22 protein-coding genes are annotated in these 22,041 nt (G+C 25.4%); all 22 read right to left on the reverse strand.

The window, feature by feature from the left end:
• Positions 1 to 69 precede the first annotated feature (69 nt).
• Positions 70 to 1,062: an NAD-dependent 4,6-dehydratase LegB gene (locus tag T514_RS0111305; RefSeq protein ID WP_027624876.1), complete on the reverse strand. Its 993-nt coding sequence runs from the start codon at positions 1,060 to 1,062 to the stop codon at positions 70 to 72.
• A gap of 15 nt (positions 1,063 to 1,077) precedes the next feature.
• Entirely contained in the window at positions 1,078 to 2,253 is a 1,176-nt protein-coding gene (locus T514_RS24455; protein ID WP_084284507.1) for an N-acetyl sugar amidotransferase, read from the reverse strand.
• Positions 2,254 to 2,268: 15 nt separating this feature from the next.
• Positions 2,269 to 2,907: an acetyltransferase gene (locus tag T514_RS0111315; RefSeq protein ID WP_027624877.1), complete on the reverse strand. Its 639-nt coding sequence runs from the start codon at positions 2,905 to 2,907 to the stop codon at positions 2,269 to 2,271.
• A gap of 17 nt (positions 2,908 to 2,924) precedes the next feature.
• The gene (locus T514_RS0111320; RefSeq protein ID WP_027624878.1) at positions 2,925 to 3,590 is read right to left on the reverse strand and encodes a PIG-L deacetylase family protein; all 666 of its coding nucleotides are present in this window, start codon (positions 3,588 to 3,590) and stop codon (positions 2,925 to 2,927) included.
• Between the two features lie 12 nt (positions 3,591 to 3,602).
• Positions 3,603 to 4,523 carry a methionyl-tRNA formyltransferase gene (locus tag T514_RS0111325; RefSeq protein ID WP_027624879.1) on the reverse strand — a complete coding sequence of 307 codons (921 nt, stop codon included), beginning with the start codon at positions 4,521 to 4,523 and terminating at the stop codon, positions 3,603 to 3,605.
• Between the two features lie 12 nt (positions 4,524 to 4,535).
• Positions 4,536 to 5,687, reverse strand: a complete 1,152-nt coding sequence (gene neuC, locus T514_RS0111330) for a UDP-N-acetylglucosamine 2-epimerase (RefSeq protein WP_027624880.1) — start codon at positions 5,685 to 5,687, stop codon at positions 4,536 to 4,538.
• An 8-nt stretch (positions 5,688 to 5,695) separates the two neighbouring features.
• Positions 5,696 to 6,703 (reverse strand): N-acetylneuraminate synthase, encoded by a 1,008-nt coding sequence (gene neuB / locus T514_RS0111335; RefSeq protein ID WP_156939888.1) that lies wholly within the window; start codon positions 6,701 to 6,703, stop codon positions 5,696 to 5,698.
• A gap of 26 nt (positions 6,704 to 6,729) precedes the next feature.
• Positions 6,730 to 7,434, reverse strand: coding sequence for a class I SAM-dependent methyltransferase (locus T514_RS25760; RefSeq protein ID WP_051542011.1), 705 nt, complete (start codon positions 7,432 to 7,434; stop codon positions 6,730 to 6,732).
• A gap of 20 nt (positions 7,435 to 7,454) precedes the next feature.
• Positions 7,455 to 8,141, reverse strand: a complete 687-nt coding sequence (locus T514_RS0111345; protein WP_051542012.1) for a class I SAM-dependent methyltransferase — start codon at positions 8,139 to 8,141, stop codon at positions 7,455 to 7,457.
• A 28-nt stretch (positions 8,142 to 8,169) separates the two neighbouring features.
• Positions 8,170 to 8,856 carry an acylneuraminate cytidylyltransferase family protein gene (locus T514_RS0111350; RefSeq protein ID WP_027624883.1) on the reverse strand — a complete coding sequence of 229 codons (687 nt, stop codon included), beginning with the start codon at positions 8,854 to 8,856 and terminating at the stop codon, positions 8,170 to 8,172.
• Position 8,857: 1 nt separating this feature from the next.
• On the reverse strand, positions 8,858 to 9,928 hold the full coding sequence (locus T514_RS0111355) for a nucleotidyltransferase family protein (RefSeq protein WP_027624884.1): 1,071 nt from the start codon (positions 9,926 to 9,928) through the stop codon (positions 8,858 to 8,860).
• Between the two features lie 232 nt (positions 9,929 to 10,160).
• Positions 10,161 to 11,291, reverse strand: a complete 1,131-nt coding sequence (gene rffA / locus T514_RS0111360) for a dTDP-4-amino-4,6-dideoxygalactose transaminase (RefSeq protein ID WP_207640932.1) — start codon at positions 11,289 to 11,291, stop codon at positions 10,161 to 10,163.
• Between the two features lie 18 nt (positions 11,292 to 11,309).
• Positions 11,310 to 12,269, reverse strand: a complete 960-nt coding sequence (locus T514_RS0111365; RefSeq protein ID WP_027624886.1) for an ATP-grasp domain-containing protein — start codon at positions 12,267 to 12,269, stop codon at positions 11,310 to 11,312.
• Positions 12,256 to 13,200: a metallophosphoesterase family protein gene (locus T514_RS0111370; protein WP_027624887.1), complete on the reverse strand. Its 945-nt coding sequence runs from the start codon at positions 13,198 to 13,200 to the stop codon at positions 12,256 to 12,258. The genes T514_RS0111365 and T514_RS0111370 overlap by 14 nt, the downstream gene beginning before the upstream one ends.
• Entirely contained in the window at positions 13,197 to 14,099 is a 903-nt protein-coding gene (locus tag T514_RS0111375; protein ID WP_027624888.1) for an NAD-dependent epimerase/dehydratase family protein, read from the reverse strand. The genes T514_RS0111370 and T514_RS0111375 overlap by 4 nt, the downstream gene beginning before the upstream one ends.
• 13 nt (positions 14,100 to 14,112) lie before the next feature.
• Positions 14,113 to 14,748 (reverse strand): acetyltransferase, encoded by a 636-nt coding sequence (locus T514_RS24465; RefSeq protein ID WP_051542013.1) that lies wholly within the window; start codon positions 14,746 to 14,748, stop codon positions 14,113 to 14,115.
• Positions 14,749 to 14,808: 60 nt separating this feature from the next.
• Entirely contained in the window at positions 14,809 to 17,010 is a 2,202-nt protein-coding gene (locus tag T514_RS0111385; protein ID WP_027624889.1) for a glycosyltransferase family 4 protein, read from the reverse strand.
• Between the two features lie 30 nt (positions 17,011 to 17,040).
• The gene (locus tag T514_RS0111390) at positions 17,041 to 17,445 is read right to left on the reverse strand and encodes a tetratricopeptide repeat protein (RefSeq protein WP_027624890.1); all 405 of its coding nucleotides are present in this window, start codon (positions 17,443 to 17,445) and stop codon (positions 17,041 to 17,043) included.
• A gap of 17 nt (positions 17,446 to 17,462) precedes the next feature.
• Entirely contained in the window at positions 17,463 to 19,166 is a 1,704-nt protein-coding gene (locus T514_RS0111395; protein WP_027624891.1) for a motility associated factor glycosyltransferase family protein, read from the reverse strand.
• Positions 19,167 to 19,172: 6 nt separating this feature from the next.
• Positions 19,173 to 21,053, reverse strand: a complete 1,881-nt coding sequence (locus tag T514_RS0111400) for a glycosyltransferase (RefSeq protein WP_034868863.1) — start codon at positions 21,051 to 21,053, stop codon at positions 19,173 to 19,175.
• 13 nt (positions 21,054 to 21,066) lie between these two features.
• On the reverse strand, positions 21,067 to 21,366 hold the full coding sequence (locus tag T514_RS0111405; RefSeq protein ID WP_027624893.1) for a hypothetical protein: 300 nt from the start codon (positions 21,364 to 21,366) through the stop codon (positions 21,067 to 21,069).
• A gap of 66 nt (positions 21,367 to 21,432) precedes the next feature.
• The coding region (locus tag T514_RS0111410) for a flagellin (protein WP_027624894.1) at positions 21,433 to 22,041 on the reverse strand (609 nt) is incomplete at its 5' end.

Raw genomic sequence — 22,041 nt, forward strand, 5'->3', positions numbered from 1 at the left:
TATCATTATTATAAAATGAATATTATTAATTTAGAAAAAGACTTGCTAATGATAACAAGTCCTTATATCTTAAACATTGTATATATCTGCTTTATAATACTTCATATTATTCTTTATCCATCCAATAGTTTCTTTTAATCCATCATCTAGACTATACTGCGGTCTCCATTCAGTTAATTCTTTAATCTTTCTATTATCAGCCAATAATCTATTTACTTCGCTATTTACTGGTCTAATTCTTTCATCATCACAATGTATATTAATATTTTTCCCTATAATATTAGCAATCTTTTTTACTGTATCACCTATAGAAATTTCATAGTTAGAACCTGCATTTATTACTTCACCCACTGTTTTATCACTTTCCGCAATTTTAACAAAAGCCTCTGCTGTATCTTTTACATAATTAAAATCTCTTGTTGGCTTTAAACTTCCAAGTTTTATTTCAGTTTTTCCTGATAGAATTTGTGATATTATAGTTGGTATTACTGCTCTTGCAGATTGCCTTGGCCCATAAGTATTAAATGGTCTTATAGTAGTCACTGGCAAATTAAAGCTTTTATAAAAGCTTTCTGCTATTTTATCCGCACCTATTTTAGATGCAGAATATGGAGATTGACCTTGCAACGGATGTTTTTCATCTATAGGTACATATAATGCTGTGCCATAAGTTTCTGATGTAGATGTATGTATTATTTTTTGCACATCATATTCTCTACAAGCTTCAAGCACATTAGTAGTTCCTTCTACATTTGTTCTTACATATGCCATAGGTGATAAATATGAATATGGAATAGCTATAAGTGCTGCTAAATGGAATACAACATTTTGTCCTTTAACAACTCTTTTCATATTATCGTATTCTCTTATGTCACCTGTAATAACATTAATATTATCCTTAATATTTTTATCAAATGTATCTATCCATCCCCAATTATTAAAAGAATTATATTGAACAAGTGCTGTAACTTCTGCTCCTAAATTCACTAATCTTTCTGTTAAATGACTTCCTATAAACCCTTCTGAACCTGTAACTAATATCCTTTTCCCTTTTAAATTCATTTAAAACTCTCCCAATTATAGATTTGTGATAGCTTTTTCTTCTATACTATTTATTATATAATCTTCTTCCCATGGATTATTTATTTTCTTATACCATAGCCCATCTGTTTTTTCAAAAATATCTGTGTTCCAAAATTTATCAGCTATATTCCAAAATTCTTTTACAGTATATCCTGTAAAATTTAAGAAGTCTTCTAATGCTTTAGTATCTACTAAAGAGTTTTCATGTTTTTTTAATAATTCTAATCCTTCTTTTCTAGTTATTTTACCTCCTCTTATCCAGTAACCTACTACATCTGTAGCTCTTCCAAATCCAAACTTAGGATATTTAAGCCATGGGTGCACAAGATATGCATATGAATCAACTTGATCATAGTCTTCTATAAATCCTTCCCTTATCCATTCATTTCCAAGGGATCTAAATCCATATTTTTTAGCTATTTGATAATTTTTATACCCATCCCATTTTACAAAATATCCCAGATAAATAGGCTCAAGCTCAGCTTTTTCTATCTCTTTATCTGTTGGATATACCAACATATTAATTTCTTCTTGCCTTATACCTTTATTTAGCCAAAAATCAAAATCTATTTTTTTAGCTACATCATTATTAATTTGATCTTTTGCACTATAGGTTTCCTTATTTTCTAATACTCCACCATATTCGTAACTCACATTTTCCCCATATACCACTAACTTTATCCCAAGCTTTATAGCCATTTTTATAGGAAATACATATATAGCTCTATCTATAGCCCATGTTGGACTTCCAAACTCTTCAAAAGCAATTTTCATCATTCTTCTTACCAAATCTGGATTTTGATTAAGAGTTATTATATCACAACTAAAGGCATCAGCTATATTTTGAAAATTATGTCTACCAGTTTTTGTATGAGTAAATGGGTCACTAACTGAAACTAGCAAAGGGTTCATCCCCATTAGTTCCTTCATAACATAAGTCTGATAATGGCTATCCTTACCTCCACTTACAGCTATTATACAATCGTAACTTCCATTATTACTTCTATATTTATTGCATAATTTCTTTAATTCTTCAAATCTTTTATTGTAATCTATACTTTTCTTTTCTTCAGCGTGTCTACAGGCTTGACAAATTCCTTCCTCATCTAAAATAAGTCCTGGTTTTGTATTTGGCATAAAACAATTTTTACAATATCTAACTTTATTCATATATAGTCCCCTTTACTACTTTTTATATTTCTTAACTTTTCCCGGAATTCCTACAACTAATTTATCATTATCTATGTTGTTAATTACAACTGACCCTGCTCCTATTGTAACATTACTGCCTATATTTACATTCTGAATTATAATACTTCCAATACCAATATGAGAATTATGTCCAATTGTCACATTTCCCCCTATAGACGCATTTGGAGAGATATGACAATTAAATCCTATTTTACAATCATGCTCAATTATAGACGCTGTATTTATAATGCAATTAGATTCTATACGTGCACCTGCATTTATTATTGCTCCAGCCATAATACAGTTTCCTTCTCCTATTTCGGCATATAGCGAAACTATAGAATTTTTATGTTTCAAAATAGGTAATTTAAATCCAATACTTTTTAAATTATTAAAAATCTTCTCTCTAATTTTCATATCGTTTAATGCCCCTATACATATAAAAGCATTTTTTACTCCCTTTGAATATATATCACTTAAAACATCATCATTTCCAATTATAGGTATATCTAGCAAATAGCCCTTCTTCTCATTATCTGTTATTCCTATAATTTCATATTTATTAGTACTTTTAATTATATCTATAATAACTTTACAATGCCCTCCTGCTCCTATAAGAACTATTTTTTCCATAAAAATCACCTATAACACTAAAACTTTTCTCGTATTAACATAAAAGCCTCAGCATAATTTACCCCACATGAAGCTCCTCTATACCTTGCTAAGGCTTTCATATTATCTAAACTTCTTGGTAGGGGAGGATTTTGTAATTCTGATTCATATATATTCATTATCTCTAATTTTTTATCAATAAACTCTGTTATATCAGAATATACATTAGGAATAAATAAATTTTCTGACAAAGCAGGTGCTATTTCCGTTTCCGAAATACACTCATACATCAGAATTTTATTAATAAAAGGATATCTAAAGCTCTTAGTACAACTAAATATAGCTCTTGCTGCTATCTGATGATCTGTATGTATATCGGATCTATTATTCATATAAACTATTTCTGGTTTTACATCATTTATTAATTCAGATATAGAACTTATAATTTGTGAAAAATCTATACTATGTAACTTTGTTGTAGTAAAGCCTAATTTATATACCTTTTTAAATCCATATATTTTTGATACATCCTCTATTTGTTTTTCTCTTTTATACATAAATTCTCTACTATATCCCAAAAGTTCATCCGCTTTAGTTATTATTGCCCAATATATTTCATCGCCAATGTTCTTGTGTTTTAAAAGAGTTCCTCCACATCCTAGTGTTTCATCATCAGGATGAACTGATATTACAAGTACTTTCATATGTCAATCTCCTTATTCTAAAACATCACCTATTTTTAAACTATTTTCTACTTTCTCTAACATAATTCCATTTTCTTTATACATAATTTTCTTAATTAATATAATATTATCCTTTGTTTTAATACCTATTCCTTTATTATGTTCAATAAACAATATTGTTCCTGGAATAGCGTTTTTATAAATATCATGACATTTTTTTTCTTTAGCTTCCAAAACAATTAGCTCATTTCCTTTATAAAAAGTACTAGCTCCAGGATATGGGAAGGTTATAGCTCTTATTAAATTGTATATATTTGTAGAACTGTCTTTCCAATTTATAATGCCATCCTTTTTTCCCCTTTTCGTTCTATATGTAGCTAATTTAGTATCTTGAGATATTGAAATAATATTTCCATTCATTATAACTGGATAATAAATTCTAACAAGTTCAACACATATGTCATAGACCTTATCCAATACTTCTCTTATTGTGTATTCGTAATCAATTTTGAATTCTTTTTGAGCTATAATATTACCTGAATCTACTCCTGAATCTATCCAAAACATTGAAACACAGCCAACTTTATATCCTTCTGCTATTTGCCATGCTAATACACTTCTTCCTCTATCTTTAGGCAATTTAGAAGGATGAAATCCTATAACACCTATTTTAGCTGAATTTATTATTTTATCATTTATAAGCTGAGACCAACCAACAACAAAAATTATATCTGGTTGTAGCTGATTTATTTCCTCTGAATATTTATTAATATTATCTACTTTAACTAATTGTTCAGGACTAACTATATCATCAAAGGTAACAAAATCAGAATATTGATTCCCTATATCATCTTTTAAAACATATACTTTTAATAATTCTGTATTATTATCATTATTCAAATACTCAGTTATCCTTCTTCCACTATTTAATCCACCTATAATAACTACTTTCATTTTATTTTCCCTCTAATAAGTTAATTTTTTGTTAATAAGATTCTTATTTATATATACATCTTTCAAAATGTGCACTATTCTTTTACTGGTATTACCGTCTCCATAGACATTTTCAATATAATTTAGCTGACTCCTAAAAGAATTATCATTCAATGCTATATCAATAGCTTTAATTATATCATTTTCATTATATCCACAATCTATTATATTTTTATTTCTTATCCTTCCTTTTTGTCTGTCTCCAATATTCACTACTGGAATATTGAACACAGGCGCTTCTATTATTCCACTAGAAGAATTTCCAATGATAATATCTGAATATTTTAATAAACTTAAATATTTTAATTGACCTAATGAATATATAATATTAACATTTTCATTTAAACTTTCATATTTTTTTATTTTATCTATTATAATCTTGCTTCCAAAATCTGCATTTGGATATGTAAATATAATTTGTGCATCATACTTTTTCAATGCTTTTATTAATTGATCTATTTGATATTCAGTATTATCTAAATCTAAAGTTACAGGATGATATGTTACTAGAAAAACCTCCCTATTAAATTTAATATTTAATTGCTTTTCTAATTCTTCTTTTGACATAAAATTTATCCTTTTTATACTCTCTACGCCTGATTGTCCTACATTATGTACTCTCCAACTTTCTTCGCCCATTTTTATAATTCTCTCTTTATAATATTCTGCCCCAGCTAAATGTATGTGGGCCATTTTAGTTATAGCATGTCTAATTTGTTCGTCTATCAATCCTTCTGTAGATTCTCCACCATTCATATGGGCTATAGGTATATTCATCATCATAGCACATGTCGCTGCTACAAAAGTTTCATATCTATCTCCTAATATAAGCAAAATATCTGGTTTTAATCTATCAAAAGCTGATGCTAATTGTATCATTTCAATCCCCATAGATTTTAAGACAGCACTTTTATTATTAGAACTTATCATCATATCAATTTCTTCATCTATATTAAAACCATCTTTTTTTATTTGCTCTATAGTTAATCCATACTCTGGTACAAGATGATTTCCTGTAGCTATTAATTGAAGTTCTAAATCTTTATCTTCTTCTATTGCTTTCATTGTCCAATAAAGCAATCCATATTCAGCTCTAGTTCCTGTAACAACTAAAATTTTTCTCAAACAACCACCTACCTAACATTATTAAGAGTTATAAATGAATCCTCTTCTATATTATTTAATGCTTTTTTACCTATTATTTCATCAACATAAATAGGACTTAATCCGACTCCTGGCCTTTTAAAAGTAATATTGTTATAAGATAACTCGTCCCCTAGCTTAATAAACTTAGATGCTACTATACTTTTTCTTGCAACCTTTCTAGTATTTTTTTCATTTGAATTACATTTTTTAATACCATCTCCAAATGCTTTTTCAATATTTCTAATACCTGCCACCATATGTTTGAGTTCTTGTGGATCTAAAGATGCTCTATGATCAGGTCCTTCCATTTTTTTATCTAATGTAAAATGTTTTTCTATAACTTTGGCTCCCATAGTTACTGCTGCAATGGGTATTTCTATTCCAACTGTATGATCAGAATATCCTATAGGAAGTTTAAATGCATTTTTTAGCGTAATCATAGCATTTAAATTAACATCTTCATAATCCGTAGGATAATTTGATGTACAATGTAATAATGTTATATTTTCATTTCCACTTTCTTTTATAACATTAACTGCTATCTCTACTTCCCCCAAATTGCCCATACCTGTAGATAGTATAATAGGTTTATTTAGCTTTGATATATATTTAAGAAGCGGAATATTAGTTAAATCTCCTGAACTTATTTTATATAATGGAATATCAAGTTTTTCAAGTAAATCTACACTTTCAAAATCAAATGGTGTTGATATAAACATTAATCCCTTTTCTTCACAATATTTTTTTAAAATAATATGCTTTTCATAAGATAACTCTAATTTTTTTAACATATCATATTGATTTCCACTACCCGTAGTTTCTTTTTGATATTCTGCCTTAGGAGCATTTTTAACTACTAAACTTTCGGTTTTAAATGTCTGAAATTTTATAGCATCTACTCCCGCTTCAACCGCTTTATCTACAAGTTGTTTAGCTATATTTATATCACCATTATGATTTACTCCTGCTTCTGCTATTATAAAAGCTTTATTCATCATAGTTCCCCTTTATTTAAATATTTTCATATTATTTCCAACAAATAAAATTTATGTAATATTTGCAATCCATTAATTACTTCTCTTTGTTCATTTTCTATTTTAAATGTCCATGATCTTAATGGATCATCTTCTTTTTTGTCTATATCTATATCTATATTAAAGGAATAAAACTTACATTGATTTCCTTTTTTATTTATATAATTTGCTATCGTTTTCTTTGAAAATATATTCCAACCCACTTGCCATGGTCCACTGTCAGAAGATTTTCTGCTTCTAATAAGAACATCTATTTCTTCAGGATTAAAAATACCAAATATATAAATTCTCCCAGTATCTTTTTTAAAATTCATTAAATTATCTATCCATGGTTCATATTCATCAAATATACTATGAACTCCACTCATATAAATAACATCATACTTATCATCAGGTAAATTTCTTCCTGTATATATATCTGCGTTAATAAACTCAACATCTTCTACTTCATCTTTAGCCTTATCTAAAAGTTTATCCATTACGTCAATTCCAGTAAACTTTGAATTTTTAAATACAGAATTTAGAAAATACAAAAAATCACCTGTTGCACATCCTACATCTAGTATGTTGCAGCTTTCAAGGGAATCTACATATTTTCTAGAAATATTATAAATAAATTTAAAATATTCCTTCGGATTATTTTTTCTATCTTCCTTCAAATAAAACTCATCATGATCTCTTACTTTTTCCATATTTTTTGCTCCCTTCTATGTTAACTTATAGACTTTCTTCCAATAAAGAAATAATGTAAGGATGAACCTTCCTTCATAGAAAAATCATAACACCCTGTATATAAGCTTTGAAAAACACCAAATTTATTCTTCATATCTTCTTCATCTTTGACGAAATTAATATAAGAAGTCTCATTTAATCTTCCTTTCAACTCAACTTTATATAATCCAGTTTCATTATCACATTTCTGTGCTAAATTATAATAATAATTTTTAGATGCCATCATTGTAAATATCACTATGCCATTATCATTTAACAATTCATAAAATTCATTTAACTTTCTATTAAGCTCAATATCAGATAAATAATATAATACTTGATTTGCAAATATTACATCAAATTTTGTATTCAACGATTTATTCAAATCTGTTTCCTTGTCAATTACAAAAAACTTTTCTTTTCCTGTATGAAATCTACTCTTACAAATATCTATAGCTTCCTGAGATATATCTACACCATAAACTTCAAATCCTTTATCCTTAAAATATAAGGAATGAGTACCATTGCCACATCCAAAATCTAACATTTTATTCTTTTTACCATTATTCAAAAGATTTTTTATATAATGCTCATATATTCTTATAACATGTCCCTCTGGATAAACTATGCCATATCCACCTTTATACTTTTTTTCATAAACTTCTTTATTAATCTCCATGCTTTCCATAATTTAGTTTCCTCCTTATACTCTTATTTTAAATTAAAATTGTTGCCATTTCAAAATCCAATTCATCATCAATATCTAAAGATGTTTTTCTATCCATTATATAAGGAATAGTATTTTCAGTATACCAAGTATTAAATTTTTTCAAAACATCTTTTTTAGCAATATATATAGCTCCATTTAATCTATATACTTTAGGAATTTCTTGTCTCCTTGCATAAAATGTACTATCTTCTAAAAAGTTGGTCATTTTCCCATTTACTATTTTTTTCATCCAATAGGGACTTACTTCACTTTCACATACACTTACTACTGAATCTGCATCTTGTTCTATTAATTTTTCTATAGCTTCATCTATTTGATAAGCTCTTCTAAACGGTGAAGTACATTGTAAACAAATTACATAATCAAAGTTATTATTGTTTTTATCAAAATACTCTATTCCATGAATTATAGGATCAATACCTGGAGTTTCATCTTTTGAAAGTTCCTTAGGTCTTAAATAAGGTACTTCAGCTCCATAATTCATACTAATCTTTGAAATTTCATCATCCTCTGTAGATACAATTAGTTTATCTATATATTTACTCTTTAGTCCTTCTTCTATAGTATAAGCTATCAGCGGTTTGCCATTTAAATCCTTTATGTTCTTTCTAGGTACTCCTTTTGATCCTCCCCTAGCTGGGATAATAGCCAATACTTTTTTATTATTTATCATTTTATTCACCTTTCTTATCACAACATACTAAATCATATATATCCTCATTAACCTTGTTATAATCTTCTATTTTACCGATATCCATCCAATATTCTTTTATTTCATAGCTTCCAATCTTAAATCCATTTTTTATACAAATATTGATTAAATCTGTTATTTCAAAATATGTATCTTTGGGAATATATTTAATTAAATCAGGATTTATACAATATACTCCTGCATTTATTAAATAATCTATACTAGGCTTTTCCTTTACTGAATTTATAAGATTATTTTCTGCATCTATTACTCCATAAGGTATGTGAAATGTATGCTTCCTAACTCCTACTGTTATATCAAACTCACTGTTTTTATGAAATTCCATCATATTCTGTACATTTAAGTTAGTAAATATATCTCCATTGATCACAAAAAAAGGTTTGTCCAAATAATCCTCTGCTAATTTTATGCCTCCAGCTGTTCCTAACCTTTTATTTTCTTTTATATAATTTATCTTTACTCCATACGCAAAACCATCTTGAAAATAATTTTCAATTATCTCTGCTTTATAATTTACGGATATTAAAATATTATTATATCCATATTGCTTAAAATTACTTATTATATGTTGGAGCATAGGATCTTGTCCAACTCTAAGCATTGGTTTAGGTATTTCTTTAGTTAAATGCTCAAGTCTGGTTCCTAACCCACCTGCCATAATAACTACTGAATTTTCTTTGCCATCTGGAAGTAAAATATCACTTATACTTATTAAATCTATTATTTGTCCATTACTATTTACTAACGGGATTTCTTTAACTGCTTTTTTTATAAACAAGTCCTTTACTTCTTCCTTAGTCATATCTAATGTAGCATATATAGGGCTATAATTAATTATATTTTCTATAACACTTTCAAGATTATATCCTTTTAATATAGCTCTTCTAATATCACCATCAGTTATAGTTCCTATTAATTTTTTCACCTCATCTACAACTATTACTATGCCTTTGGCTCCCAAATCTATTTTCTCCAATACCTGTTTTATGGAATAATTTCTATATACAAATAATTCTTCTATATCTTTAAACATATTATCAACCTTATCCTTACTAATATAAAATTTACTATTATTATTATCGTAAAATATAAAAAAAATTTAGGAATAAATACTCCTAAATTTAAAAACATTATATTATAATCTTATCAAATATTTTCCATATTTTGTTATTATTAAAGGTTCTGCCAATTTGTGCAATTGTTTTTTATTTATAAATCTATTTCTATATACTGCTTCTTTAATAAAAGCTATATTTTATTATATACTAATTTAATATTCTATTGATGTTCTCTATTATAATTTGTAAATCCTCATATTCCAACCCTGCATACATTGGCAATCTTAATAATCTAGAACTTAAATCTTCAGTTTTAGGTAAATCACCAAATTTATACCCAAGTTTTTCCCCCATAGGAGATGTATGTAATGGTATATAATGAAATACTGTGTATATGTCATTTGCCTTAAGCTTATCCATTAAATAATCTCTTTCCTTATTTGAATTTAAAAGAATATAGAACATATGATAATTACTTTCACAATAATCAGGTATAATTGGCAACCTTAACTTGCCACCTTTCTCCATACTCTTCAATCCCATATAATAACTATCATAGATATACTTTCTTTTTTTCTGTATTTCATCTATTTTTGTGAATTGAGCCCATAATAATGCACATAATATATCTGATGGTAAGTAACTGGATCCAACATCTACCCACGTATACTTATCTACTTCACCTCTAAAAAATTGATTTCTATTAGTTCCTTTTTCTCTTATTATTTCTGCTGTTTTTGCTAAAGCATCATCATAATTTATAAGAATGGCTCCTCCTTCTCCAGATGTATAATTTTTTGTATTATGAAAACTATAACACCCTATATCACCAATAGTTCCTAAATACTTATCCTTATATTTTGCATTTACACTTTGCGCTGCATCTTCCACAACTTTTAAATTATGCCTTTGTGCTATGGCCATAACTTTATTCATATCACAACTTACACCTGCATAATGAACAACAAATATAGCCTTTGTATTCTTAGTTATTTTATTTTCTATGTGTTTAGGATCTATGTTTAAAGTTTTTTCACATATTTCTACAAAAACAGGTTTAGCCCCCCTAAGCACTACAGCATTAGCTGTAGACACAAAGGTATACGAAGGCATAATAACTTCATCACCTTCTTTTAAATCTAGCATCAAAGCAGCCATATCTAGTGCAGAACTACATGAAGTTGTCATAAGTGCCTTATTTGTCTTAAATCTGTTTTCTATAAATTGACTTACAAGCTTAGTATAATAGCCATCTCCATGTAAGTTTCCTCTATTAATTGCATCTAAAACATATTCTTTTTCCAATTCTGTTATATATGGTTTATTAAACACTATCATAATTATCACTTTCCTAAATTATTTTTTCACATAAGAGAATTCCTTATATCCTCTTATAGCAAATTTATTCTTTATCAAATTATATTGAAAATTTTGTTTTAAATATTTAAAAGAAAATATAATATCAAATTCATTAAAACCAAGCATAGCCCTCATCGGAGAACTACCTGAAAATCTAGGGTTTATTTCCAAAACAAAATACTTATCATCCTTTTTTAGGATTTGTATGTTTATAATTAATTCATTTTTAATTAAATTATGTATTTTTAAAGCAATCTCTTTAATTATATAATTCTCCTCAATATATGCGTATTGAGTAGCTCCTTTACAAAGAATCCTTTTCATTATTAATACTTTAACATCTTTATTATTTAAATTAATTAAAGAGATTGTATACTCTTCTCCCTCTTCTATGTATTCTTGTATAATAAATTTTCTATTATAGGATTTAAACAAATTTATTACGGATTCTAGTTGAGTGGCATTTCTTGCTACATAAATATTTTCAGACGACTTACCTTGAGTTGGTTTTATGATTAATGGATATTTTAATTTGTCCTCTTCTATTTTCTCAAAAGTACATGGAACATATATATTATTTTTAGATAAAAACTCATTTGCATTACTTTTATTATTAAATAATTTTATTAAATTATAATCGTTAACCCATGCATCTACATCTTTAAAATGACATTTATTTCTTGATATTACTTCCATTTCAGCTTCTGACCCTGGTATCAGAACATCTATTTTTTCCCTTATTATCAGCTCCATTAATGCCTCTAAATAAATATTACTTTTAGCACTAGGTAAAACATAATATTTATCAGCTAAGTCTTTGTAAGCTATTAAATCTGAATTAGATGCCACTATTAATCTTATACTATTTCTATATCGACTAAGACTTATTATTTTAATTAATCCCTCTCCAACCCCATAAGAACTAGTGCCTGTGACTAAAACATTATAACATTTCATATTTTATTCTCCTTATCAAATTCTGTATATTATTAGATAATATTTCTTGTGCCTGAAATCTTAATAAATATTTTTTTCCATTGTATGCTAACTTTAATATTTGAAAAAGGCAATTTTTATAAATAACATAAATACACCTATCAAAGAAAAAAACATTGTTAAATATACTTTCCACATATATTTTTTCTTCATTTAAACTTAATAAATTTAGATGAATATATTTTGAATTTCCACCCATATATATTCTATTTCGTATATTGTTATTTAAGTTAAAGTTATAATCATATAGTAAATCCATATTATAAAATCTTCTCATTATTTGTAAATTGTTATTATTGATTTCTAAGAAACACATCCTAGGATCCCCATCCCTTGGCATTCCTAACGAACCCACATTAATAAATATATTGTCCTTAACTGTTTTTATAAATGGTCTGTGAGTATGTCCACATATATAATTCATTCCACTTCTAAATTTATAATTACTCCATTTAATAAAACTTAAGTCTGGATAAAAATAATCATTTATTATATCCGAAATTCCTCCATGTGATAATGTATAATGCATGGTGTTTATTTTTATATCTAGTTGATTAAAATTTATGTTAGAAAATAATTCCATTATCTTTTTCTTATGCTTATAATTAGACTTTATGGTTTCATTTAAACTATTTGAGAATTTAATTTTAAATTCTGTCAACCCTAAATGATTAAAAAAAGCTGCATCATGATTACCAATACATATATCCATATTCCATTTATTTATCATAACTTTAAGCAATTCAATAATCCTAACATCAAACTTATAATATCCTATTATATCTCCTAAAAAATACAATTTAATTTCGTCTGAAATACTCAATAAATACTTGTAAAATTCCCTTAATGCAAAATAATTATTATGTAAATCTGAAAATATAATATGTCTCATTTGTATTTACCTCTATCTGCCATAGAACTATAATACATATGTTGAATGCCTTCTTTTATATTTACAAAATTCACATTCATTTCTGTACATATTTTTTTATTCTGAATATGTACAGAAGTACTTTCTTCTTTATCTATACTTAATAATTTAGAACTAGATTTATAAACAGAAATAATAATTTTAGCTAATTCAGATATTTTACACGAATTCCCAGTAGCTAAATTATAAATTCCTGTTTTAGTATTATTCATTACAATATTATATACAACTTTACATATATCAGATATATATACATAATCTTGAGTTCTTACTCCATTCCCATATATCTCAATATCTTTATTTTTTATAGCTTTATAAATCATATCCTCTAAAATTCCTATATTACTTTTACCTATTCCATAAGGTGAAGATAATCGTAAAATAAATTCTTTGTTTTTATAATATGTATGAATTAGCCTTTCGCCATACAACTTGCTTTTAGAATAATCATCCAAAGTATATAAGCTTGATTCTTCTGTTATATTTATTAAATCATGATGTCCATATCCATATACAGAAATACTTGAAAAATATATGAATTTATCTACAAAATTTAAAAATGATTTAACAATAAATCTATCAATACTGGTATTAGTCTCAAATAGTTCATTTGTTAAATTTGAAATCTGTTTTTTGGGAATACATGCCGCTGTATGAATTAATATAGATTTTGATTTTAAAACTTTTCTCATCCATTCTATATTTTTATAGTCGCTGTAAACTATATTATCTAATACATAATTACTACTAGAATGACTTATTCCTATAACATTGACTTCGTCAATATTACTGAAAAAATTTATTAGAGACTTTCCTATAAAACCATTTGCTCCTGTAATATAAATATTTCTCTTTTCCATATTGGCCTCTCTTTTATATTAACATTTTTATTACTTTAGCTGGATTTCCGGCTACCATTGTATATGGTGGAACATCATCTATAACAACAGCTCCTCCTGCAATTAATGAATATTTTCCTATATTTATATGGTCAATTATAGTTGCATTAATTCCTATAAAACTTCCTTCATCAACTGTTACATATCCTGCAATATTTGCTCCTGGTGCAATAAAAACGTTATCTTGTATGACTGAATGATGTGATATTATAGAACCTATATTTACAAATACACATTCTCCTATACTTACAAAGTTATCTATTATTACTCCTTGATTTATTATGCTACCATTTTTCACGTAGCTTTCACTAGAAAAAATAGATTTATTTGAAATAAATGATATTGGACTAAATCCCATATTTTTTATCTCCTTATATCTTTTATATCTATTAATCATATTTTTATAGCCTACACAATATAAAATTTCCTTATTATTTAGATGTCTATTTATATTAATGTCATATTTTTTATCTTTAATTGTATCATCAAATACATTTTGTATACAAATATGCTGTTGTATTAATAAAGGTTTAATTTGATTATATAATTCTCCTGATCCAAAAACATTTATATTACTAAATTTGTGTCTTTTGTTATCTTTGTATAACATAATTTACTCACCTTAAATAATTTATTTTCTATTTAACTTCATATTAACTTCATATTTTTATCACTTATCATATATGTTTATATTATTAAATATTTCAATCAATTGATTAATAGAATTCTTTAGTTGAAATCTTCCAACTATTTCCTTCATTATTTTTCCTTTATCTTTTCTGTAATTTACATCTAAGTATAATCTGGTAACTTCATTTATGTATTCATCAAATGTACTTCCTACAGCATTCTCTTTTCCTACATACATCAACCCATCAGACTCTTCTGAAAATATTATAATAGGCAGTTTCATATTCATAGCCATAGCTATACTAATTCCTCCTCCAGATCTTTTAGGATTGATATATATATCACATAATGAATAAACAGCATTTAAATCATCTTCAAAATTAACTCTTATTATACTATTATCTATTAAATCACTATATTTCATATTCATTTCATTAATATTACTGTTGCCAACAATCAACCATTTACTACCTGGATTTTCTTTTATAAAAGAACAAATATTTTCAATAAACTCTTTATCCATTTCTGAATTCAATCTACTACCTACTGTCACCATAACAAAATCATTTTCTTTAAGATTAAAATCTTTTCTTAAATATTGTTTTCTAATTTTAGAATCTAAGTTCAAACCATAATTAAATTGAATTATATCACCTTCATTAAGCGATAAATATCTTGAATTTTGTCTAATAACTTCATCTCTATTTCCACATAAATATTTATGTGCTTTAGTTGAAAAATAATTTCCACCTGTACTCATATAAACTATTTTATAATAATTATATAAAACTCTAGTTACCAAGGAATTTTCACTATTAGTTAAAATAATTTCAGGGGAAAATTTACTTATATTTTCCAATAAATCTGTTACTTGTTCATCCTTGTTCTTCTCTACATCACAATAATATATTTCTACACCACTATTTTTTATGTAATCATAATGCACACTTTTTAAGTTTTGAGATATATAAGAAGAATATATATGAGGAATAATTTCTCCAATCTTTTTACAATATAAATTATCTTCCACAAAAATTTTAACATTATATTTCGGATAATATTTTTTAATACTAATAGCATAATCTATAATAACTTTAGTTGGAGAGTGTTTGATACCCAAAAGTTGATCTGTTACTATTGCTATATTATTGATATCTTTCTTAAAACTAATCTTTTCTTTCTCAATATAGTTGAATATTGGATTAGCTAATTTATCTATTACTTGTGTAATATCTAAATAATAATCATCATAAATTCCTAAATTCTGCCTACATATCCAAGATATAATTTGCCATAAAAATTCATAATGATATTTTATATTATTTTTATCATTTATAATTATTTTCATTGCATATTCACAGATCAATGAGTTTTCTGGATAAATAACTGCAAGTAATGAAACTATATATAATCTCAAATTAAAACCAATATCCTCCATTTGTACATAGTCAAATAGCACATTAAATATATATTTTCTATATTTTAGCTCAATATCGGTTAATGCTGTAAATATTTTAAACAAAAACCTATTTACTTCCATATTGTTATAATTATAAAAATTAATAGTTATATAAGGTAAAATAAATATATTTTCATGTACCTTATCTATGAATATCTGATTTATATTTATTTCATTTGCTTCAAAATTACTTAAATTAATTAAATAATCGTCTTTATTTTCAGCTATGTTAAAATAATAAGTACAATTATTATATATATATTTTTTATTTAATATAGTTTTATTATTTTTATTGTTATAATCAAAATTTTTTATGATATCAAAATATTGAAAATTATTATTTTTCATCATAAATCTATATATTTGAAAATAGTTTCTTAAGTTTATATTTATGTATATTTTCCCTTGCACTACCTCTTCATTTATACTAGCAAAATTACTTATAGAATTTATAAAATCATACAAATCATTATCTTTTTTATAAAAATTTTGTTCTTCATTATCTATAAAATATATAAAATCATCAATTAAAGAATTGTAAACTCTAAACCAACTAAATAATATATCTTTACAATTTGATAAAACAACTATCTTATTTAAATCATTATACTCTTTTTTATAATAGTCAATTAAGTATGGTAAATAATCAATAGAAAAATTATTTATGTGCATATCATCATATATATGCACATAATATCCTTGTCTATCAAACTCATTTATCATTTCATAAAATCTATGTTTTAATTGTATCGAATGTTGAAAAACTAACAATAAATTTTTCATTTAAATACTCCTATTCTTGTTATATATAGATTATAATTTTTCTAACAATCTTCTAGCTTCTTCATCTTTTTCTTCTATTTCTTTTAAATATTTTATTGCTAATTCTTTTTCTCCTACTAAATTTAAAATATATCCTAAACTAAATACTGTATCTATATTGTAAGAGTTTATATTGTATGATTTAAATAACAATAATATAACTTCATCATAAAAACCAATACTATAAAATAAATTTGAAAGCTTGTTTAATAATTTATCTGTATCATTTTCCATATTAGATGCAATTTTAATAATCACTTCAATATTTAAATTGTATTCTTTCATTAGGATTATAAGTAAATCAAAAAGTAATTCTGTATTGATATCCTTGTCTATTTTTGACAAAATATACTTTATATTATTTTCAACTTTAAATGTACAATTTATAGTTTCCATTTTATAACTCCTAACATCTATATTTCTACTACTCTCTTTATCAATGGTATATTTTCTTCAAAAACATAATTTAAATCTGTATATAATTTATTAAAACCTAATATTAGTTTTTTACTTTTTGTAATCTCATCTTCTTTCTCATCTTCTTTATATCTAAAATTTTTAGCATTTTTATTAAATACATCTTCAATCATAACACTTATAAAATCCAATTCTCTAAAATTATCTATTATATTATTTATCCTATATATTTTTTTCATTAATTTTAATATTTCACTTTTATTATTGGTTTTTAATATTTTCCCAGTGATATATTTGCCTTCTTTACATTTTTTATTTATATCTATTATTTGCGATAAAATTTTATTAAACTGACCTATAACTTTACCTTTATCAATATTTTCTTCAATTAAATATTGAGATATATTTTTATTAATTTTTTCTTGTCCAAATATATTTAAATTTTCATCTAAATCCATTATTAAAGTTCCCTGTATATGTGCTCCCCCTTCTGTACTATTTATAAATATTGTATCTTCATTACTTTTAATAAAATTTTCAAAGCCACTTCTAAACAGATCTAATGTATATGATGTAAGTATTTTTTCACCTTGTATACTTTTTACAAAAATCTTTCCGTGATTTGTTACATCTTCAGCTAATCCTAATTCAGTACAATTAGCATAGCTTTGATTATTGGTATAAGCTAAATCTTGCCCTATAAATGATATAGGGTTACATCCTAAATACTTTGCCAATGATGTACATGCATGAGCAACTGAACCTTGTTGAAATAATACCTCGATATTTTTTCCTAAAATATCTTCAATATATGTATTAACTCCTGCTCTAAAAAATATTTTTTGTCCATTATAACTATTAACTAATTTGCTATTAGTTCCTTCATGAAATACTAATGGAATTTTACATTCTAACTCTTCCTCCACCATATGATATATTTCATCACACGGATCAACAGCACACATAAAATCCGGCATTATACCTCTTTCTAATAAAGGTTTCAATGTTCTATTTCCAGCTATTATTATAACGTTATTTTGAACATCTTTTAGTTTATTTATATTCTTTTCTAAGGATGGACCTGCTGATACAATAACAGCTGGCTTATTACTAAAAATACCTTTAATTGTATTTATAAAAGTACTGTTAATTATTATAGGTATATTATTTAAATAACTGCTAAATATATCTTTACCTATTGTATCCATAGTCTTTACATTACATAAACAATTTAAGGTATACTCTCTCAAGTTTGACAAAAAACCCTTGACTACTTCATCATAAACTTTATCATAATTAAAATTATTTATAAGTATAAAATTATCATAATCAGTTCTAATTAAAAATGCTCCAATAATACTTTTACTTTCTTCTAGGTTATCTAAATAGTATAAATTCACTCTATCATCTTCAAGTATTTGACTACTTTCTTCACTTTTTAAAAAACTCATTATTTTAGTTATATTAGGCTCAACAATTAAGATTTTATTAAATATACTTGTTTTTTTTAATATCTCTAAAATATACTTTCCATTAATTAATCCTATTAATATTATTGAAGTTTCTGAATTTATATTTTTTATACTATTCAATGTCTTCTTTTCATCAACATTACCTATACTAATATCTTCTTTTGATTCTACAAAAGATTCTTTTACTTTATCAACTTTGTCTAATGTGATTTTTGTTATAGCATTCATATTAAATTACTCCTTGCTTATATCAATAAATATAGATTTCATATGTAAATTCATATAACTTAATAGATTTCCATTACATTTTAATGCTTCTTTAAAATACTTAACAGCCAAATCAAAACTACCTTTTTCTATGTAATTGTTGGCAATAAACGACAATATAAATAACTTGTCTTCATTATTACTTAGATTCTTATATAAAATTCTAGCCTTATCAGTTTGATAAATTTGTTTAATATAATTTATCCCTCTATCTATATACAATTGAAAAACATTATAATATTTTTCATAATTTTCAATTCTATCTATTATAAATTCATATGCTATAGCAATATATACTTTATTGCCCTCAATATCGTTATTTCTAATATTTGAGTTTATAAGATATTGTTCAAATTTTCCATTGAAGTTATAATGTTCATTTACTAGGTATTTAAATATTTTTCTAATATCATCTATATCCATTTTTTTAAAGTAATGTATTATCTTATCAAAATCATCTATATACTGAAAAACATCATAATAAAAAGTAAAACAATTTTTAAAATCTACTTTTTCAATGATGTTGTCTATTGTTGTATTTTTATTTTCATTAGAAATCCTCAACTTATTTAATAATCCATACTCATCGTTTACATTGGATAAATTATAAAAAATATCATATGCATCAGTTTTATTTATATTTTGCAATATTTTTTCAACAGAAAACGCAAAATACTCTTTTAAGTTATTATCTTTTAAATTATTATAATATTCCACCAAAGACTTATAATTTTTTTCAGCTATTAAGTATTTTACATTTATATTACATAATTCATATTTATCAATTATAAAATTTAAATATTTTTTGCACTGCTCTACTTCACCATTTTCAATATAATATGTAGCTAATTCAAAAGACGCATTAGATATGCTTTGATCATCTATAAAATATGATATTAATTTTGTATCTTTAGCTATTTCTAAATTATCATAATTTGTTATAAGTTCTAGGTATTCCTTGAAATATTTTAATCCGTCTTCTTTATTTCCTATTTTTACATTAATCATTCCAAGTAAGTAATACATATCTATATAATCTTTTCTATATTTTATTACATCCTTGGCTACCTCTATAGCTTCGTAATATTGTTCCATATTAAATGCTGTTTTAGCATATGCTGCTAAAGCATATAAAAAATCTTTTTTATTATTTCTAAGCTTTGAATAAAGCTTTCTAAATTCCTCTAACGCTTTATCATCTTTGCCATACATATTATAAGTTACTGCTAATTGGTATATATAATATAAATTATTTGGATTTTCCTGTAATTGTTCTATTAATAATGACGAAGTTCTTTGAAACTTTTTTCTAATTAACACCTTATCTGTTAAAACATATCCAAAATGAGTTATGCTTATATTTGCACTTAAATTAGGCCTCTTACACATAGGTTGATTGTGAACAGCTCCTTCATACTTAAAGCTACCATCATTTCTAAATATTCTAGGGGATAATAATGAACTAAATTTATTTTCATTATCTTCATAATATAAATTTTTAACTATTAAAGAAATTGTATTAAAATCTTTTAATTTTTCATTTATTAATAATTTAATTAGTTCATCTGTATTATCCAATCTTTCATCTGCATCTATTATTAATATCCATTCTCCTTTTGCATAAGATATAGATATGTTTCTCATATTTGAAAAATTATTATTCCATAAATGTATATATATTTTATCTGTATACCTTTTGGCTATTTCTATAGTATTATCTTTAGACCCCGTATCTATAATTATAAGTTCTGCTATATTATTTTCTAAAAGAGGTTTTAAACTATTCAGACATCTTTCCAAATTTTTTTCTTCATCTTTTACCATCATGCATATACTCAATTTATACATAAAATTCACCTCTTTATTTTTCTAAAGTTTCTCTCCAATATTCTAATAATGGTTTAAAATCATATTTTAATGTATCAGAGAACAAATCCATATCCTTATTTTCTAGAGAATTTAATAACTGTATTAGTTTTTCATTATATTCTTCTAAATTTATATCTTGATTTTTATACTCATCTATTTTTCTAGCTAAAACAGCTAAATTGTCTACAAGTTCTATTACATTTAAAAAATCAGCATTTCCATTTTCTATAGATATATTTATTTCATCACATATATCTAGTATATTATTGATTTCTACTATAATTTCATTCATAATTATTGTCCCTTCTCATAATAATAAAATTTTAATAAAAGCCCTGGATTTCCAGGGCTTTTAAAACTATCTTAATAATTGAAGAACACCTTGTGGTGCCTGATTAGCCTGTGCAAGCATTGCCTGTGCAGCCTGTTGTAAAATATTATTCTTACTAAAGTTCATCATTTCTTTAGCCATATCAACATCTCTTACTCTTGATTCTGCTGAGCTTAAGTTTTCACTTGAAGTATTTAAGTTGTTTATTGTATGTTCTAATCTATTTTGGTATGATCCAAGTTTTGCTCTTTCTGTTGATACTTTATTTATAGCAGTATTTATAGTTGATATTTGAAGTGTAATTGATGCTGCTGTTGTTGCATTTCCAATTACAACTGATGTTGCATCTACTGATAATGCTGCTGAATTCATTGTTGCTATTACTAATGTTATTGTCTGATTTGAGTTTGCTCCTACTTGGAATACTACATTAGAAGCTGAACCATCTATTAATTTTTTTGTATTGAATTCTGTTTGTCCAGCTATTCTATCTATTTCTTTTTGAAGCTGTACTATTTCTTTACCTATCTGATCTCTGTCTGTTCCAACGTTTGTATCATTTGTTCCTTGAACTGCAAGTTCTCTCATTCTTTGAAGAATTGAGTGTGTTTCATTTAATGCTCCTTCTGCTGTCTG

The sequence above is a fragment of the Clostridium lundense DSM 17049 genome, from assembly GCF_000619945.1.
GTDB lineage: Bacteria > Bacillota > Clostridia > Clostridiales > Clostridiaceae > Clostridium_AO > Clostridium_AO lundense.

Bases quoted from the DNA above. Each gene is read 5' to 3' on its own strand.
- T514_RS0111305 (WP_027624876.1), bottom strand. From the start codon at position 1,062: ATGAATTTAAAAGGGAAAAGGATATTAGTTACAGGTTCAGAAGGGTTT.
- T514_RS24455 (WP_084284507.1), bottom strand. From the start codon at position 2,253: ATGAATAAAGTTAGATATTGTAAAAATTGTTTTATGCCAAATACAAAA.
- T514_RS0111315 (WP_027624877.1), bottom strand. From the start codon at position 2,907: ATGGAAAAAATAGTTCTTATAGGAGCAGGAGGGCATTGTAAAGTTATT.
- T514_RS0111320 (WP_027624878.1), bottom strand. From the start codon at position 3,590: ATGAAAGTACTTGTAATATCAGTTCATCCTGATGATGAAACACTAGGA.
- T514_RS0111325 (WP_027624879.1), bottom strand. From the start codon at position 4,523: ATGAAAGTAGTTATTATAGGTGGATTAAATAGTGGAAGAAGGATAACT.
- neuB (WP_156939888.1), bottom strand. From the start codon at position 6,703: ATGAATAAAGCTTTTATAATAGCAGAAGCAGGAGTAAATCATAATGGT.
- T514_RS25760 (WP_051542011.1), bottom strand. From the start codon at position 7,434: ATGGAAAAAGTAAGAGATCATGATGAGTTTTATTTGAAGGAAGATAGA.
- T514_RS0111345 (WP_051542012.1), bottom strand. From the start codon at position 8,141: ATGGAAAGCATGGAGATTAATAAAGAAGTTTATGAAAAAAAGTATAAA.
- T514_RS0111350 (WP_027624883.1), bottom strand. From the start codon at position 8,856: ATGATAAATAATAAAAAAGTATTGGCTATTATCCCAGCTAGGGGAGGA.
- T514_RS0111355 (WP_027624884.1), bottom strand. From the start codon at position 9,928: ATGTTTAAAGATATAGAAGAATTATTTGTATATAGAAATTATTCCATA.
- rffA (WP_207640932.1), bottom strand. From the start codon at position 11,291: ATGATAGTGTTTAATAAACCATATATAACAGAATTGGAAAAAGAATAT.
- T514_RS0111365 (WP_027624886.1), bottom strand. From the start codon at position 12,269: ATGAAATGTTATAATGTTTTAGTCACAGGCACTAGTTCTTATGGGGTT.
- T514_RS0111370 (WP_027624887.1), bottom strand. From the start codon at position 13,200: ATGAGACATATTATATTTTCAGATTTACATAATAATTATTTTGCATTA.
- T514_RS0111375 (WP_027624888.1), bottom strand. From the start codon at position 14,099: ATGGAAAAGAGAAATATTTATATTACAGGAGCAAATGGTTTTATAGGA.
- T514_RS24465 (WP_051542013.1), bottom strand. From the start codon at position 14,748: ATGTTATACAAAGATAACAAAAGACACAAATTTAGTAATATAAATGTT.
- T514_RS0111385 (WP_027624889.1), bottom strand. From the start codon at position 17,010: ATGAAAAATTTATTGTTAGTTTTTCAACATTCGATACAATTAAAACAT.
- T514_RS0111390 (WP_027624890.1), bottom strand. From the start codon at position 17,445: ATGGAAACTATAAATTGTACATTTAAAGTTGAAAATAATATAAAGTAT.
- T514_RS0111395 (WP_027624891.1), bottom strand. From the start codon at position 19,166: ATGAATGCTATAACAAAAATCACATTAGACAAAGTTGATAAAGTAAAA.
- T514_RS0111400 (WP_034868863.1), bottom strand. From the start codon at position 21,053: ATGTATAAATTGAGTATATGCATGATGGTAAAAGATGAAGAAAAAAAT.
- T514_RS0111405 (WP_027624893.1), bottom strand. From the start codon at position 21,366: ATGAATGAAATTATAGTAGAAATCAATAATATACTAGATATATGTGAT.